The sequence below is a fragment of the Sphaerisporangium sp. NPDC005289 genome (assembly GCF_040607455.1).
GTDB classification, from domain to species: domain Bacteria; phylum Actinomycetota; class Actinomycetes; order Streptosporangiales; family Streptosporangiaceae; genus Sphaerisporangium; species Sphaerisporangium rhizosphaerae.
On sequence record NZ_JBEXGS010000006.1, the window covers coordinates 1 to 16,882 of the forward strand.

Consider the following 16,882-nt stretch of genomic DNA (forward strand, 5'->3'; position numbering starts at 1 on the left):
CCGCACGGCGCTGCTGGATGTGTTCCTGATGTTCTGGGTGTTGTGCGGGTTCGCCTGCCTGGTGGTCGACCGTGACCGCTCCCGCGAACGCCTGGTGGGGTGGTACGAGAGTTCGCCGCTGAGCGACGGCGGACCGTGGCTGGGCATGCGACCTTGGCGGATCGCGGCCGGGGCGTGTCTCGGCGCGGCCTGCGCCACGAAATGGAGCGGCATCTTCTTCCTGGTGGCCTTCGCGGTGATGAGCTTGGTGTGGGACGCCGGAGCCCGCCGGGCGGTCGGACTGCGCCGCCCGTTCTCCGGCATGTTCCGCCACGACGTGCCCACCTCACTGGTCGCGGTCGCCGCCGTACCGGCGCTGACGTACACGGTGTCCTGGACGGGCTGGTTCGCCACCGCCTACGGCTACGGCCGCAACTGGGCCCAGGCCACCTCCAGCGGCTGGGTCTACTGGGTGTTCAGCTCGGCACGGTCGTGGATCGACTACCAGCTCCAGGTGCTCACCTTCCACACAGGCCTGGAGCAGACGCATCCCTACCAGTCGTGGCCCTGGCAGTGGCCGCTGCTGCTGCGCCCGGTCGCCTTCTACTACCAGAGCCCCAAGGGATGCGGCGCGGCCAGCTGCTCGCAGGCGACGCTCGGGGTGGGCACGCCGGTCATCTGGTACGGCGCGCTGGTGGCGTTGATCGCGTTGATCGCCTGGTACGTGGCCACCCGCGACTGGCGGGCCGGGGCCGTGCTGCTGGCCTACGGCGTCGGCTGGCTGCCGTGGGTCTACTACGCCATCGCCGACCACCGCACCATGTTCCTGTTCTACATGGCGCCCGTGGTGCCGTTCATGATCCTGGCGCTGACGCTCGCGGCCGGGCTGCTCATCGGCCCCTCCCGCGTCACGGGCTCCCGCAGGGCCGTCGGGGCGGCGGTGACCGGGGCGTTCGTGCTACTGAGCATCGCCAACTTCGCCTGGTTGCACCCCGCGCTGACCGCCGAGCTCATCCCCTACGACGACTGGTACCGGCGCATGCTCCTACCCAGCTGGATCTAGCCGCGCCTCCGCGGGCGGCGCCGGCTCGCCACGGCGCGCGGGCCACAGGCCGTGCCGGACGGCGATGGCGGCCGACAGGAAGGCCAGCGGCGCGGCGGGCAGCAGGTAGCGGTAGTCGAACTCGGCGGTGGCCGCCGGCGCGACCACCAGGGCCGCCGCCGCCACCAGCGGCAGCAGCCCGGGCCCGCCCAGCCGGCGCCAGCGCACGACCGCCCCGGCCGCGCCCACCAGCATCGCCAGTCCGAGCCCCAGACCGGGCATGGCGGCGACGCGCTGGTAGCGCTCCATGACCGTCGCCCACGGCCAGTACACCCGGGTGCTGGCCCTGCCCTGCTCGTAGGCGACCATGTCGCGGTCGGTCCAGCCCAGGTAGCTCGGCCAGTGGGGGAGCGAGGTCAGCAGCCGCGTGGTGTCGTGCCGGTTCACGCCCTTGCCGTCGAACTGGTACTGGTTCCAGGTGTTGGGGTCGGGGAAGACCGGCCGGTCCCAGCGGAAGCTGCGCAGCAGGTCGCCGGTGACGGCCGCCAGATAGTCGCCGGGCTGGGCGAGGATCGCCCGCTTGGCGAACGTGCCCGCCGCGTCGTTCAGCGACCGGTCGAACTTGTCGGCGCCATAGCGGTGCAGGACCTCGCCCCAGCCGCTGTACCAGAGGTAGAGCTGGGAGAACTTGCTGCGTTCGACGTTGGGATTGATGCACAGAGGGATGAGGTTCTGCTCGCGCTGGACGTCGATCTGCATCTTCCTGCAGTCGGCGAACTTGGCGGTGCGCATGTAGAGGATCAGCCCGTCGCTCTGCGTCATCGCGAACTGGCCGTTGACCACCGAGAACCACCCCATGTACGCGACCACCGGCACCGCGCAGGCGGCCACGACGGCGACCACGGGTTTCCAGTGGGTGCGCTTGACCAGCAGGAAGACCACGACGACGGCGAGAATGGGCAGGCCGATGCTGCGCGTCAGTGCCGTCAGAGCCAGCAGCAGCCCGACGGCGGCCCCCGCCTTCCACGACAGCCGCCTGTGCCACAGGACCAGCGTGACCACGCCCACGATGAGCAGCGTGAACATGGTGTCCGACATGATCATCTGTTCGAGCTGGATCTGGTAGGCGTCGAACAGCACCGGCACGGTGGCCAGGGTCGCCCCCCAGTCGGGCAGCCCAAATTTGCGCCTGAGAAGCGCATAGACCAGCACCGCCGTCGCCAGCCCCATGAGGTGCTGGGTAAAGACCACCAGCGCGAAGCTGTGGAACGGCTTGAGGATCAGCAGCCAGAATCCGTACCCGTCCGGACGAATGGGGTGCGGGCGGGGGTGCAGGGCGACCGAGACGTACTCGTAGGAGTCGTTGAACCACATCGCCGGCCGGTAGCCGAGCATCGCGATCACCCGCAGGACCGCGCCGAGCACGACGGCGATCACGAACAGCCGCCGAGTCCTGACGAACTCCCAGAGTCGCGCACCCCTGCGCGGCGTGGGCAGGCCGGCCTGTGCCGGGTCGGCAACGGTCACCATGGTTTACAGGATGCCAGCCCTTTCGACGTCTTGACCCGAGCACCGGGGGGCAGAGGGCATCATGGTTGAACTACGCAGACGATGATCGAGGCGCGAACGAGGGGTTTCGACGTGGAACTGACCGTGGTCATGCCATGCCTGAACGAGGCGGAGACCGTCGAAACATGTGTCCGTAAGGCGCTGGCCTGCATGGCGGAGCAGGGCATCGAGGGCGAGGTGGTGATCGCCGACAACGGCAGCACCGACGGGTCCCAGCAGCTCGCCCGCGACGCAGGGGCCCGCGTGGTCCACGTGGACGCGAAGGGCTACGGCAACGCCCTGATGGGCGGCATCCGCGCCGCGCGCGGCCGTTATGTGATCATGGGGGACGCCGACGACTCCTATGACTTCACCGCCTTGGCGCCCTTCGTGCAGGAGCTGCGCTCCGGCGCCGACCTGGTGATGGGCAACCGCTTCCGCGGCGGCATCGCCCCGGGCGCCATGCCGCCGCTGCACCGCTACCTGGGCAACCCGGTGCTGTCGTTCATCGGCCGCCTGTTCTTCCCCAGCGCCATCCGCGACTTCCACTGTGGCCTGCGCGGGTTCCGCCGCGAGTCCATCCTCAACCTCGGCCTGCAGACCGGCGGCATGGAGTTCGCCAGCGAGATGGTCGTCAAGGCCACGCTCCAGGGCCTGGACGTGCGCGAGGTGCCGACGACGCTCAGCCCCGACGGCCGCACCCGCCCGCCGCACCTGCGCTCCTGGCGCGACGGCTGGCGCCACCTGCGCTTCCTGCTGCTGTACAGCCCGCGCTGGCTGTTCCTGATCCCCGGCATGGTGCTGATGGTCCTCGGCCTGGCGGCGGGCGCGGCGCTCACCTTCGGCCCGGTCTACATCGGCAAGCTCGCCTTCGATATCGACACCCTGGTCGGCGCGTCGGCGGGAGTGGTCATCGGCTTCCAGGCGGTGCTGTTCGCGCTGTTCACCAAGGTGTACGCCGCCGAGGAGGGCTTCCTGCCCGAAGACCGCCGCATCAAGCGGCTGGTCGACGTCGTGACGCTGGAGAAGGGCCTGGTGGCGGGCGGCCTGCTCGCCCTCGCGGGCCTGGCCGGCATGGTCGCCTCGCTGGCCCACTGGCAGGTGCGCAACTTCGGGCCGCTGATCCCCGCCGAGTCGCTGCGCCTGGTCGTCCCGTCGGCGACCGCCCTCATCATGAGCTTCCAGACGATCTTCGCGTCGCTGTTCATCAGCATCCTCGGCATCCGCCGCACCAAGGAGACCCTGGCCGACGTCGCCGCCTCCGCCGCCGAGGAGGCCGCCGAGGCCGTCAAGCGCGAGAGCACCCCGGCCGCCTGATCCTTCCTTCCGCCCAGAGCCGTCTGACGGGGTGTCAGGCGGCTCTTCGCACGGGTAGGGGTAAACGGTTCGAGACGTTCCGCCGGGGCATCTAGGCTTGTGCCATGTCCCAGCACATCTTGACCGCCGTCGCGTGGCCGTACGCAAACGGCCCCCGCCACATCGGGCACGTCTCCGGGTTCGGCGTGCCGTCCGACGTCTTCAGCCGCTACCAGCGGATGGCGGGCAACAAGGTGCTGATGGTGAGCGGCACCGACGAGCACGGCACGCCGATCCAGGTGCAGGCCGACAAGGAGGGCGTCACCGCCCGCGAGCTCGCCGACCGCTACAACCGGGTGATCGCCGAGGACCTCACGGCCCTCGGCCTGTCCTACGACCTGTTCACCCGCACCACGACCAGCAACCACTACGCCGTCGCGCAGGAGATCTTCAAGGGCCTGTTCGACAACGGCTACGTCTTCCCCAAGACCACGCTCGGCGCGGTCTCGCCGTCCACCGGCCGCACGCTGCCCGACCGCTACATCGAGGGCACCTGCCCCATTTGCGGGTACGACGGGGCGCGCGGCGACCAGTGCGACAACTGCGGCAACCAACTCGACCCGGTCGACCTGATCAACCCGCGCAGCAAGGTCAACGGCGAGACGCCGAAGTTCATCGAGACCGAGCACTTCATGCTCGACCTGCCCGCCTTCACCGAGGCGCTGGGCACGTGGCTGCAGTCCAAGCAGGGCGAGTGGCGGCCCAACGTGCTGAAGTTCTCGTTGAACCTCCTCGGCGACCTGCAGCCGCGCGCGATCAGCCGCGACCTCGACTGGGGCGTGCCGATCCCGCTTGACGGCTGGCGCGACCGCGGCGACAAGCGGCTGTACGTCTGGTTCGACGCCGTCATCGGCTACCTCAGCGCCTCCATCGAGTGGGCGCGCAGGTCCGGCGACCCCGACGCCTGGCGCCAGTGGTGGCAGAACCCCGACGCCCGCGGGTACTACTTCATGGGCAAGGACAACATCGTCTTCCACTCCGAGATCTGGCCGGCGATGCTGCTCGGCTACAACGGCGAAGGCGCGCGGGGCGGCACGCCGGGGTCCTTGGGCAAGCTCGCACTGCCGTCCGAGGTGGTCTCCAGCGAGTTCCTGACCATGGAGGGGCGCAAGTTCTCCTCCAGCCGCCAGGTCGTCATCTACGTGCGCGACTTCCTCCAGCGCTACGACGCCGACGCGCTGCGCTACTACATCGCCGTGGCCGGCCCGGAGAACCAGGACACCGACTTCACCTGGTCGGAGTTCGTGAACCGCAACAACGGCGAGCTCGTCGCCGCCTGGGGCAACCTGGTCAACCGCTCGATCTCGATGGCGGCCAAGAACTTCGGCGCGGTGCCCGAGGCGGGCGAGCTGACCGACGCCGACCGCACGCTGCTCGAGCGCAGCCGCGCGGCCTTCCCCGCGGTCGGCGCCGAGCTCGGCAGGTCGCGGTTCAAGAACGCCGTCACCGAGGCCTTCGACGTCGTCCGCGACGCCAACCGCTACCTGGCCGAGCAGGAGCCCTGGAAGCTCAAAGACGACCCCGAGCGCGTGAAGTCCATCCTGCACGTCGCGCTCCAGGTCGTCGACGACGCCAAGACCCTGCTCACCCCGTTCCTGCCCGGCTCGTCGAACAAGGTGCACGCCATGCTCGGCGGGGAGGGCGTGTGGTCGGGCATGCCGCAGATCCGCGAGGTCGACGACGAGGACGGCCGCCACTACCCGGTGATCGGCGGCGAGTACGACGGCGCGGCCACCTGGGAGTCCAGGCCGCTGCGGGCGGGCGTTCCGCTGGCACCGCCCACGCCGCTGTTCGCCAAGCTCGACCCCAAGGTGGTGGAGGAGGAGCTCGCCCGCCTCGACTCCCCGTCCGCCGAGTGAGCGAGCGCCCGGCGGCCGAGGTCCCGCCCGCGCCGCCGCCGCTCGACACGGAGGTCTTCGACAGCCACTGCCACCTGGACATCATGGTGGGCGACCGCAAGGCGTCCTCGGGCGACCAGGTGGCACTGGCCGCCCAGGCGGCGAGCGGCGGGGTCGAGCGCATCCTGGCCGACGCGCGGGCGGTCGGCGTCACCCGGCTGGTGACGATCGGCTACGACCTGCGCTCATCGCGGTGGAACGCCGAGACCGCGCGGCGGCACGACGACGTCTACGCGGGCGTGGCGATCCATCCCAACGAGGCGCACGCCGCCACGCCCGAGGTGCTCGCCGAGATCGAGAAGCTCGCCGGCGAGCCGCAGGTCCGCGCCGTGGGTGAGACCGGGCTCGACCACTTCCGCGACTGGGCCTCCCATGACGACCAGCAGGCGTCCTTCCGCGCGCACATCGAGATCGCCAAGCGCACGGGCAAGGCGCTGGTGATCCACGACAGGGACGCCCACGACGACGTCCTGCGGGTCCTCGCCGAGGAGGGCGCCCCCGAGGTCGTTGTGTTCCACAGCTTCTCCGGGGACGCCGAGATGGCCCGGCGGTGCGTCCAGGCGGGGTACGTCATGTCGTTCTCCGGCCCGGTGACCTACAAGAACGCCGCCTACCTCCGCGAGGCCGCCAGGGTGGCGCCGCCGGAGCTCGTGCTGGTGGAGACCGACGCCCCTTACCTGCCGCCCACCCCGCACCGCGGCAAGCCGAACGCGCCCTACCTGATCCCGCTCACGCTCCGCTGCCTGGCCGAGGTCAAGGGGACGCCCGTCGACGACCTGGCCCGCGCCATCAGCGCCAACGGCGAAAGAGTCTTCGGCGCCTGGTGATTCCGCAGGGGCCGTCCCCGTCCCGGCCGGTCGATCATGGCCCGGGGTGCGGCGGCGGAGCAGTCGTTCGTCCCTTTGTCCCTTTAATCCGGTCCGGTACTCCCAAGCGGAGTCAATGTCACGGATTGGTTTCGGCGAACCGGTTGAGGAGGAGGGAGGCCCGGCGCTAGCGTCGGCAGCCCTCGGTGAGACCGACCGCGCGGCCCACCGGTCCCCCACCGTCTTCGGTCTACCTGAAGGACGCGCTGTGGATCCATCTCCGGCCCCTGGACGGGGCGCGCGGCGTGCGGGGTCGCGTCGTGCCCGCCGTCGCCGCACGTCCCGGCCTCGTCCGCCCGGCCTGCACTCCGGTCCGCGACCGGCCGTCCGCGCCGTCCGCGCCGTCCGCGCGGTGTGGGCGGTGTGGGCATGGGCGGTGGGCGCGGTCGTGGCGGGCGTCTCGCTCGGCCTGCTGACCGGCCACGTGCTCGCCAAAGAGGTGCGGCTGGCCGTGGACGGCGGCGAGACCACCGTCCGCAGCTTCGGCGCGACCGTGCGGGACGTCCTCGCCGCGGTCAAGGTGCGGGTCGGCCCGGGGGACGTGGTGTCCCCGCCGCCCACCGCGCCGGTCGCCGACGGCTCGTCCATCATCGTGCGCCACGCCCGCCCGCTCCGCCTCACCGTGGACGGCAGGAGGAGCGTGCACACCGTGACCGCCATCAACGTGGGCGAGGCGCTCCAGCAGCTCAAACTGAACGACCGCCTGGCCACCCTGTCGGCCTCCCGGATGCGGCAGATCCCCATCTCGGGCTTTGCGCTCGACGTGCGCACGCGGCGCCGGGTGACGGTCGTCCGGGGCGGGGTCCGGCTGGACGCCGTGACCACCCGGCGCACGGTGCGGGCCGTGCTGGCCCAGCAGAAGATCACCCTGGCCCGGGGCGACCGGGTGCGTCCTCCGATGGACGCCTTCCCCGAGGACAGCGAGGTGATCCGCATCATCCCGGCGGCGCCCGCCGCCCCGCCGCACACGGTTGCGGTCAGCCCCGCCGTCGCCGCGCTCAACTGGCCCGCGCTGGCGCGATGCGAGACCCTCGCCAACCCCAAGGCGTTCGACCCGGCCGGGCCGTACTTCGGGATGTACCAGCTCAGCCTGGCCATGTGGCAGGCGGCCGGAGGGATGAGGACCCCGCTCGACTGGGCGGCGGACGAGCAGACCTACCGCGCCCAACTCCTCTACCAACGGGTCGCCGGCCGCTGGCGCGCCCAATGGCCGGCCTGCGGCGCCCTACTGTTCACCCGCTGACGACCCCGTCGCCGTACACCGGCACTCGGGGGCGGTGGCCGCGCGGTCGAGAGCCGCTGAGGGAGGCGCCGAAGTCGCTCCGCCGGACGCGGCACTCGTCTTCGGGGGGCGCGGTGGCCGCGCGGTCCTCAGCCGCTGACGGAGGCGCCGAAGTCGACGGAGGCTCCGCCGGGGACGGCGGGCACCGCGTCGCGTCCGGGGACGACCAGGCGGGCCGCGGCGCCGTCGCGGAGCACCGCCACCGCCCCGCCGGGAGCGTCGCGCCGGTCCGGCACCCCCGCCAGCAGCCCCGCGCCGGGGCCGAAGGAGTCCGCCGCGCCGAAGGCGGCGATCGACCCGCCGAGGTGGTCGTACGGCCGGGCCAGGCCCGCCTGCGCGGCCCCGCCCGCCGGGCCCCCGACGAGCGGCACCTGCCTGATCGCGCCGCCCTGCGGTGCGCCGGCGGAGTCGAACGGGCCGCCGATCGCCAGCCGCAGCGACGTCGCGGACCCGACCATGGCCAGCGACCAGCCGATGGACGCCCCGGCCTTCGGGGGCTGGTCGGCCAGGCCCTCGCCGCCGAGCCGGATCGTCCGTGAGGGAACGGGAGCGCCGTCCTTGCCCCGGGTGAACACCTGCACCAGGCCGGCGTCGGTCGCCCCCGGCAGGTCGGCGAGCGGCGCGCCGGCCGCCAGATACGGCCGGCCGCCGGACTCGGCGTAGGCCAGGGCGTACCCGTACCGGTCGCCGGGGTGCTCGGTGACGCCCTTGACCGAGTTCGGGATGCCCCACTTGACGCTGGTGTACGCCTTCGCGGCCTCGGCGGCGTCGTAGATGATCTCGACCGCTCCGGTGTCGGCCTTGCCGGAGTCGCCCGCCTGCCTGCCGACCCCGTCGTCGTTCTCGTACGGGGTGCCGACCGCGAGGTCCACCGAGTCGTCGCGCCCGCCGAACCGGCCGAACACCAGCGACCAGCCGTACATGTCGCCCTGCTCGCCGTTGCCGACGATGCCCTCGGACTCCTGGGTGATGCGCAGCGCGGGCTCGGCGCCCCCTTCGGGCTTGGCGCAGTACAGGTAGATCGCGCCGGAGTCGCCGGTGCCGTCGGCGTCCTCGTACGGCGCCCCCACGGCGATCACGCCGGCCGGGCGGCCCGCGGACCGGGCGGCCGCCAGCGACCAGCCGAAGTGCGCGTCCCGCTCGGGCTTGGGGGCGGAGATCTCGCTGATCGCGCCGGCCGGCACCCGTCCGTCGTAGGCGCCGCCGCGGATCACGTACACCGCTCCGGCGTCGACGGCGTCCCCGCTGTCGGCGTAGGGGGCGCCGACGATGACGTCCAGGCACCGGTCACCGTCGTAGTGGGTCGTGCGGACGGTCCAGCCGAACGCGTCGCCGGGATGCGGCGCGGGCGCGGTGATCACCAGCCCCCGGCCGGGGCCGTCGCCGCCGACCGGCAGCACGTGCACCGCCCCGGCGCCGCGCACGCCGGCCGCGTCGGCCAGCGGATCGCCCGCCACCACGTCGTCGCGGCCGTCCCCGTCGAAGTCGTTGGAGCTCGCCTTCGCACAGCCGGCCGCCGCCTCGGCACGCTGGGCGCCCGGCACGGCCAGCGACACGACGAGCATCCCGGCCGCCAGCAGCACGGCCGATAAGCGGGATGACCCGGATGAACCAGATCGGCTCGATAACCCGGACGAGGCCGACGGGCCCGAGGTTCCGGACGGACCCGACGAGCAGGACGACTTCGCGGCCCTGGGCGAGTTCGGCGAACCGGACGAGCCTGAAGACCGGGGCGAGCCCGAGGTCCCGGGCGAGCCCGAGGGGGAGTCGGCCGGTGAGGTGGTGAAGGCGGCCGATGCTCGCCGCGGGCGCAGGGTCACAGCCGCACCTCGATCGTGGTCGTGTCGGAGATCGGCACCTTCAGGGTGGCCGGGCCCCGGGCCGGCGGCAGGTCGTAGACGAGCACGCCGTCGAGCCTGCCGCCCGGCGGCAGGGTCGCGGGGACCGCTGGGGAACCCGAGGACGCCGCGCCGGTCGTAAGCGGCTCGTGCTCGGCGCCGCGGTCGTCCACCAGCACGGGCGGCGTCGCCGAGACCGCCGCCGGGACCCCGCCGGGGTTGATCAGCGTCCACCTGACCACGCAGAACCGGCCCTCGTCGGGCGTGGCTCCCTGGTAGGAGGTGAGGCCGCACTGGGGCCTGGACGGGATGACGAACTGCGGGCCGTCGAGCGTCTCGCTCGCCGCGTAGCGGCGGCCTACGTCGGTCTCACGTGTGGGGGTGGGGGCGGTGACGGCGGCCACGCCGGTGGCGCGCACCGGGGTGCGGTCGGGCAGCACCATGACCAGCACGCCCGCCGTGACCAGGAGCCCGCCGAGCACCGTCAGCGCCGGTACCAGCCACCTGCGGCCGAGCGACCTGCGCCGCGGCTCGCCGCCGGTCGCGGGGATCGAGGACGGCACGGTGACCCCGTCCGCCCCCGCAGACGGCCGCGTGTCCTCGGTCCGCGTCCCCGCGGCGGCGGTCGCGCTCTCCGCCGGGAAGGCCCCAGGATCGATCGCGGTGTCCGTGCGGAACTCCGCGGCGGTCGGGGCCTGCGATGCGGCGGCGAGGCCACGGCCGGCCGAGGAGAGGGCCTCGGCGGACGCGGCGCCCCCCGGACCGGACGTCGTGGCGCCCCCCGGACCGGACGGTGCGGCGGTTCCCGGGACGGCGGACGCCGCGGCTCCGGACGCGGAGAGGGCGGCGGTCTCCGGACCGGCGGACGTCGCGGTTGCCGGCGTGAGAGGCCCGGTGGTCCCTGAGATGGCGGACGTCGCGGCTCCCGGGCCGGAGGGTGTCGCGGCTCCTGGTGCGGAGGTGGCGGTGCGTCCTGGGACGGAAGGTCCGGCGGCGCCGGGTGCCGGGCGCGCGGACAGGTGCCGGGGCAGGGCGAGCCCAGGAAGCGACAGGCCGGGGTTGGTGTCGTCGGTGTCCCCGATGCCCTCGGCGGCGAGCCCGCTCGAAGTCCCTCCTCCGGCAGCCCCGGAGGGACCGGAAGGCGTGGCCGACATGAAAGGACCGGCGGGCATGGCCGGTGTGGAAGGGCCGGCGGGCTTGACGGGCGTGAAAGGCCCGGAAGGACCGGAAGTCGTGGCGGGCGCGGAGGGGCCGGAGGGGACGTCCGCGGCGGCCGTGGATGCAGCGGAGGGCGTACCGGCCACGGGCGTGGCAGGAACGAAGGGCACGCCCGCGGAGGGCCCCGTAGCCCCGTGAGAGCCGTGAGAGCCGTGAGAGCTGTAAGAGCTGTAAGAGCCGTGAGCGCCTTCGACGCCTTCAACGCCTTCGGCTCTCTGAGCCTCTTCGGCGGCGGCGACGTTGGCGGGGGGCTCCCACGACTCGTTCAGCATCTCGGTGGCCACGAGCGTCGGCGGGTCCACGGGAACGACCCGCGCGGCGGCCGGTGGCGGCGTGGCACCGGTCGGGTCGCCGCCGACCAGGGCGATCAGCAACTCCTGGGCGGAGGGCCTGCGACGCGGGTCGGGATCGGTGGCCTGCCGCACGAGCCGGTCCAGCGGAGCGGGCAGCGTGCCGAGGTCCGGCCGGCCGGCCAGCACGCGGGAGGCGAGCGTCATCAGGTCGCCGCGCCCGTAAGGGTGCCGCCCGTTGCCGGCGTAGGCGACCAGGCATCCCCAGGCGAAGACGTCGGCGGCCGGGGAGATCTCCTCGCCGCGCACCTGCTCCGGCGCCCACCAGCCGGGGCTGCCGAGCAGCTCGCCCGAGCGGGTGACCCCCTGGGTGGCGTCGAGGGCGCGGGCGATGCCGAAGTCGATCACTCGCGGGCCGGACATCGACAGAATGACGTTGGCCGGCTTGAGGTCCCGGTGGACCAGCCCGGCGACGTGGATGGCGGCCAGCGCGGCGGCCACGCCGAGGGCGACACCGTGCAGGGTGCCCGCCTCCAGCGCGCCGAAGCGGGAGATCTGCTTGGACAACGGCGTCCCGGCGATGTACTCGGTGACCATGTACGGCCGGCCGTCGTCGGCGTTGCCGTTGTCGAGCACCTCGGCGGTACAGAACGACGCGACGCGCCGGGCGTTGGTGACCTCGGCGTGGAAGCGGACGGCGAAGCCCTCGTCCACGGTGAACTCGGCCTTGACGACCTTCACCGCGACGGGCCGTCCGGTGGGCGCCTCGGCGAGATAGACGGTGCCCATACCTCCCTGGCCGATGCGGCCGAGCAACCGATAGGGCCCGATGTTCGGGGGATCGGCAGGGAGGAGCGGGTCCGCACCTGTACGGTCCATCGACGACGCCTCCTCGCTCCCTGGCGTGGCCACACTACCCATGCCCACTTTCCTTCCGCTTGAAGATCGGTTACGGCTCGCAGGGCGATTCGAGCGGTTCGTCCGCCGGCTCTGGGGAGTGTTCGGTGCGAGACACTGAATGGATGGGGAGTTCAATTGTGGGTTTGCTGGGCCCGTCCGAAATACGTAATTTGGCGCACAAGCTCGACCTTCGTCCGACAAAGCGGCTCGGGCAGAACTTCGTCATCGACGGCGGCACGGTCCGGCGCATCGTCAGAGTGGCGGAGGTCACCTCCGACGACGTCGTGATCGAGGTGGGGCCCGGGCTCGGGTCGCTGACCCTGGCCCTGCTCCCCGAGGCCGCCGAGGTGGTCGCCGTGGAGATCGACCCGGTCCTCGCGGCTCAGCTCCCGATCACCGTCGCCGAGCGCGCCTCCGAGCTGGCCGGTCGCCTGACCGTCGTCCAGGCGGACGCGATGCGCGTCCTGCCCGGGCAACTGGGCGCCCTGCCCACCGCCCTGGTGGCCAACCTGCCGTACAACGTGGCGGTGCCCGTCGTGCTCCACCTGCTGGAGGTGCTGCCGTCGCTGCGCAAGGGCCTGGTGATGGTGCAGAGCGAGGTCGCCGACCGCATGGCCGCAGGTCCGGGATCCAAGGTGTACGGGGTGCCGTCGGTCAAGGCGGCCTGGTACGCCGACGTGCGCCGCGCGGGGCCGGTCGGCCGCACGGTCTTCTGGCCGGTGCCGAACGTCGACTCAGGGTTGGTGGCGCTCACCCGCCGCGAGCCGCCCGCGACCACCGCCTCGCGTGAGGAGGTGTTCGCGGTCATCGACGCGGCGTTCGCCCAGCGGCGCAAGACCCTGCGGGCCGCCCTCGCCTCCTGGGCCGGCACTCCCGCCGCCGCCGAGACGGCGCTCCGCGCGGCCGGCGTGGACCCCGCCCAACGCGGCGAACAACTCCCCATCGAAGACTTCGCCCGCATAGCCGAACACCGCCCCACCCCTATGTGAGGGCGCCGTCAGATATGTCCGGTGCGGTCGCGGCGAGATGGTCGCGGATGGCGTGGGCGGCGTGCTCGGCTTCGGCGGGGGCGCTGTGCTGCGAGGCGTTGAGTTGGGGTCATCCCGCGACCGTGGCGCCGAAGTCGGTGGGGTGGTGGGTCCGGTCGAAGGGCAGGATGTGCCCGTCGCCCGGGCGTAGCGGCTCGGCGTCCGTGCCGCCCATCCGCACCAGGCCGATCGCGCCCGTCCCGTCCCGGTCGGGAGCGCCGACGATCACCCATCCCTCGCCCGCGCCGCTCACCGACCAGCCGAAGTGCTCGAAGCTCTGCGGGCCGCGCGATCGCACCAGACGGGCGGGCTGGGCGAGCGGCGGTTCCGTGGACGGTGTGGGGCCGGACGCCGTCCCGGCCGGCGTGAGCGTCAGCACGTGCACGGCCCCGGTCTCCGGATGGGTGCCGTCCCCGTCGAACGGCGCGCCCACCACCAGGTCGCGGCCGCCCGAGAAGGCCAGCGAGAAGCCGAACGCGTCTCGCGGCTCGCTGATCTCCCCCACGTTCCCCTGCCAGAACGTCCACGCCGGAACGGGTTCGGGCGCCGTGCGGCCGCCGGAGAATATCTGGACGATCCCGGCGTCCCGGGCGCCGAGCGGATCGGCGTACGGAGCGCCGGCCGCGAGCCGGCCGACGGCGTCTCCGTAGGAGAGGGAGTACCCGAACAGGTCTCCCTCGTTGACCGGCACCTGGTCGGTCAGCTTCGACAGGTCCCAGCCCTTGCCGCGGTACCACCCGCCGGGGCCCTCCGCGGCGTCGTACAGCACCGTCACGGCCCCCGAGTCGCGCACCGTCCGGCCGTCGAGCGGAGTGTCCTCGTACGGGGCGCCGACGGCCAGGTCCGGGGCGGGGCCCTTGGCGAGCGCGCCCAGCGCGACCGACCACCCGAACAGGTCGCCGGCCTCCCCGTCGCCCGGCACGCCCGGCGTCTGCTGGGTGATCCGGCGGGGATCGCCGGGGACGCGGCCGCGGTCGCCGCCGAAGCGGTACAGGTAGACCGCGCCGGAGTCGGGGACGCCGTCGGCGTCCTCGTACGGCGCCCCGACGGCGAGCAGGCCGGAGGCGACGGCGAGCGACCAGCCGAAGTGCGCCTCGTTGCGGGGAGAGGGGGCGTGCAGGTCCAGCCGGGCGGCCCCGGGGCGGCCGAAGTCCGGCCCGCCCCAGTAGACGGTGACGGTGCCCGCCCCGGGGACGAGCGTGACCCGGTTGCTCGACTTGTCGGTGACGTAGCCGTTCCAGTGAGGGCTCGCGACCACCAGGTCCAGGCAGCCGTCGCCGTCGAGGTGCCCGGCGCGGGCCGTCCAGCCGCTCAGGCCGCCGCCGCTGGGGAACGGTCTGCCGACCACGTCGGGGAATCCCCGGGAGGTGCCGCTGAGGAGGAACAGGTGACCCCAGCCCGCCCACCGGTCGGGCGGCTCGCCGAAGGGGTCGCCCACCACGACGTCGTTGAAGCCGTCCCCGTTGAAGTCCGCCGTTCCCGCGTGCGCGCACGCCTCAGGGCCGGGGGCTGAGGCGGCGGGAAAGGAGGCTGTGGCGCTGGGGGAGGGGGCCGTGGCGCTGGGGGAGTAGGCGAGCCGGGCCGTGGAGCCGTGGGAGGCGGTGGCGTCCAGGGGCAGCAGGAGCAGCGGCACCACCAGTGCCAGCCGCCGCAGGAGGAGTGTCACAGGCGGACCTCGATCGGAGCGGTGCCGGCGGCGATGCGGCCGGTGAGGGCGACGGCCGTGCGGCCGGCGGGCAGTTCGTAGGCCGCCCCGAAGGTCAGCACCTGCCCGGGACGGATGTCGACGGGGCGTTCTCCGGGGCCGGGTGCGACGGCCCCGGGGCCGTCCGGCGCGCCGGTCCCGACGGCGCGGGCCATCGCGTGCCGTCCGCCGGCGTCGTCCACGAGCTCCGGCGCGCCGGTGAGCGTCACGGGCGTCCCGCCCATGTTGAGGACGAACCAGTACGCACGGCAGGTCTGCCCGCCGGGGCCTCCCGTGCCGCCGGCCGGTGGCGGGCCGCCGCAGACGGGCGGGGCGCTGACCAGGAACTGCAGCCCCCGCTCGCCGACCAAGACGCGACGGCCGAGGTCGGTGTCCCGGGCGGGCGCCCCGGCTCCTCCGCCTGCGTCCGGCCCCATCCATCGCACTACGAGGGCGGCCCCGGCGATCAGCGCCAGCGCGGCGGCGACGGCGGCGAGGGCGGCGGCCGCGCGCGTCCGCGCCCGTCGCCGCCCGCCCGGCCGCCACGCCGCCGGTCCGTGGTCGCGCCCGTCCGCGGGTCGGGAGTAGCCCGCCGGGCCGGAGTCGTGCCGGCCCGGTGACTCCGGGTCCGGCTCGCCGCCGGGCCCGTGCCCGCGCAGGGTCGCCCCCTCCTGCCCTGATGGGAGCGCCTGCTCCGGGGACGGCCCGGGCTCGGGTTCTCCTCCCGGCTCATGCCGCGGTCGTCCCGGCCGGTGGTCGGGGCGTGTCGTCCCGTCCCTGCCGTCGTGGCCGCCGAGAGGCCCGCCGGGGTCGTCGTCCGGACCGGACGGCCCGCCGGGAGCCCGCAGGTTGCTCGGCGGCTCCCACAGCGCTTCGAGGACGTGCGTGGAGGGCCCGTCGGCCTCCCCGCCGATGAGGTCGAGCAGCAGGTCGCGGGCCGTCGGCCGCAGGAGCGGGTCGCGGTGGAGCGCTCGGCGGACCAGGCGGTCCAGCGGCTCGGGCAGGCCGGCGAGCCGCGGTTCCTCGTGCAGGATGCGGTAGGCGACGGTCATCGGGTCGCCGTCGCCGAACGGATGCCTCCCGGTGCCGGCGTAGGCGACCAGGCACCCCCAGGCGAAGACGTCCGCCGCCGGGGTCACCGGTCCGCCGTCGATCTGCTCGGGGGCCCACCATCCCGGCGTGCCGACGACCTCGCCGGTCAGTGTGGGGCCGGTGAGGCCGCTGAGCGCGCGGGCGATGCCGAAGTCGATGACCCGGGGCCCGGTCATGGACAGGATGACGTTGCCGGGCTTCAGGTCGCGGTGGACCAGGCCCGCGGCGTGGATGGCGGCGAGCGCGGCGCAGACCCCGAAGGCCATGCCGACCAGCGGCGACTCCTCCAGCGAGCCGTAGGTGGCGATCTGTGTGGACAGCGGGGTGCCGGAGATGTAGTCGGTGACCATGTAGGGCCGCCCGTCCTCGGCGACGCCGTCGTCCAGCACCCTCGCCGTGCAGAACGAGGCGACCTTGCGGGCGTTGGCCACCTCCGAGCGGAAGCGCGCGGCGAACCCGGCGTCCTCGGTGAACTGCCGCTTGACGACCTTGACCGCGACCCGGCGGCCGGTCGGGGACGTGCCGAGGTAGACCGTTCCCATGCCGCCCTCACCCAGGCGTCCGGTCAGCGTGTACTCCCCGATCGCGCGAGGATCGTCCTTCGTCAGCGGGGAGGAGACATTCTGGCCGTCGATGGATCTCTCCTTCACCGTTCACCCCGTGGCCCCCGAACGGTCACCGTACAGATGCTCGATGTGCTTTGTCCGACCGTTTACCTACATATCCGTTACGGTCGGCGGTCGCCGAGGCCGCGCGCACCCGCCCAGACGCGCCGCGCACCCGCCCGGACGCGCACATGCCCGGAGGTGCACATGCCCGGAGGTGCACATGCCCGGAGGTGCACATGCCCGGAGGTGTACA

General features: G+C 73.3%; 11 protein-coding genes. 6 read left to right on the forward strand and 5 right to left on the reverse strand.

What is annotated here, in order from left to right:
• Nucleotides 1-1,042, forward strand: a 1,042-nt coding sequence (locus ABZT47_RS12505; protein WP_354839742.1) for a phospholipid carrier-dependent glycosyltransferase, incomplete at its 5' end; no start/stop codon positions are given.
• Here ABZT47_RS12505 and ABZT47_RS12510 read toward each other — a convergent pair.
• Complete coding sequence (locus ABZT47_RS12510) at nt 1,025-2,551, reverse strand: hypothetical protein (protein ID WP_354839745.1); 1,527 nt, start codon at nt 2,549-2,551, stop codon at nt 1,025-1,027. The two genes, ABZT47_RS12505 and ABZT47_RS12510, sit on opposite strands and share 18 nt — an antisense overlap.
• Before the next feature lie 111 nt (nt 2,552-2,662).
• Here ABZT47_RS12510 and ABZT47_RS12515 point away from each other — a divergent pair, with 111 nt between their 5' ends.
• The 4 genes from ABZT47_RS12515 (at nt 2,663) to ABZT47_RS12530 (ending at nt 7,932) form a co-directional block, all read left to right on the forward strand.
• A complete protein-coding gene (locus ABZT47_RS12515) occupies nt 2,663-3,886 on the forward strand; it encodes a glycosyltransferase family 2 protein (RefSeq protein ID WP_354839747.1) in 1,224 nt (407 codons plus the stop codon).
• A gap of 104 nt (nt 3,887-3,990) precedes the next feature.
• Nucleotides 3,991-5,784, forward strand: coding sequence for a methionine--tRNA ligase (gene metG, locus ABZT47_RS12520; protein ID WP_354839750.1), 1,794 nt, complete (start codon nt 3,991-3,993; stop codon nt 5,782-5,784).
• Nucleotides 5,781-6,650, forward strand: a complete 870-nt coding sequence (locus tag ABZT47_RS12525; protein WP_354839752.1) for a TatD family hydrolase — start codon at nt 5,781-5,783, stop codon at nt 6,648-6,650. The genes metG and ABZT47_RS12525 overlap by 4 nt, the downstream gene beginning before the upstream one ends.
• 247 nt (nt 6,651-6,897) lie before the next feature.
• Entirely contained in the window at nt 6,898-7,932 is a 1,035-nt protein-coding gene (locus tag ABZT47_RS12530) for a ubiquitin-like domain-containing protein (RefSeq protein ID WP_354839754.1), read from the forward strand.
• Nucleotides 7,933-8,060: 128 nt separating this feature from the next.
• Here ABZT47_RS12530 and ABZT47_RS12535 read toward each other — a convergent pair whose 3' ends face one another.
• Nucleotides 8,061-9,554 (reverse strand): integrin alpha, encoded by a 1,494-nt coding sequence (locus tag ABZT47_RS12535; protein WP_354839757.1) that lies wholly within the window; start codon nt 9,552-9,554, stop codon nt 8,061-8,063.
• A 233-nt stretch (nt 9,555-9,787) separates the two neighbouring features.
• On the reverse strand, nt 9,788-12,196 hold the full coding sequence (locus ABZT47_RS12540; protein ID WP_354839760.1) for a protein kinase: 2,409 nt from the start codon (nt 12,194-12,196) through the stop codon (nt 9,788-9,790).
• A 143-nt stretch (nt 12,197-12,339) separates the two neighbouring features.
• Between ABZT47_RS12540 and rsmA the strand changes: the two genes are divergently transcribed.
• Complete coding sequence (rsmA, locus tag ABZT47_RS12545) at nt 12,340-13,206, forward strand: 16S rRNA (adenine(1518)-N(6)/adenine(1519)-N(6))-dimethyltransferase RsmA (RefSeq protein WP_354839763.1); 867 nt, start codon at nt 12,340-12,342, stop codon at nt 13,204-13,206.
• A 109-nt stretch (nt 13,207-13,315) separates the two neighbouring features.
• Here rsmA and ABZT47_RS12550 read toward each other — a convergent pair whose 3' ends face one another.
• Both ABZT47_RS12550 and ABZT47_RS12555 read right to left on the reverse strand, forming a co-directional pair.
• Nucleotides 13,316-14,911 (reverse strand): hypothetical protein, encoded by a 1,596-nt coding sequence (locus ABZT47_RS12550; RefSeq protein ID WP_354839766.1) that lies wholly within the window; start codon nt 14,909-14,911, stop codon nt 13,316-13,318.
• Nucleotides 14,908-16,671, reverse strand: coding sequence for a serine/threonine-protein kinase (locus tag ABZT47_RS12555; protein ID WP_354839768.1), 1,764 nt, complete (start codon nt 16,669-16,671; stop codon nt 14,908-14,910). The genes ABZT47_RS12550 and ABZT47_RS12555 overlap by 4 nt, the downstream gene beginning before the upstream one ends.
• Nucleotides 16,672-16,882: the final 211 nt, after the last annotated feature.

Bases quoted from the DNA above. Each gene is read 5' to 3' on its own strand.
- ABZT47_RS12510 (WP_354839745.1), bottom strand. From the start codon at position 2,551: ATGGTGACCGTTGCCGACCCGGCACAGGCCGGCCTGCCCACGCCGCGC.
- metG (WP_354839750.1), top strand. From the start codon at position 3,991: ATGTCCCAGCACATCTTGACCGCCGTCGCGTGGCCGTACGCAAACGGC.
- ABZT47_RS12540 (WP_354839760.1), bottom strand. From the start codon at position 12,196: ATGGACCGTACAGGTGCGGACCCGCTCCTCCCTGCCGATCCCCCGAAC.
- rsmA (WP_354839763.1), top strand. From the start codon at position 12,340: ATGGGGAGTTCAATTGTGGGTTTGCTGGGCCCGTCCGAAATACGTAAT.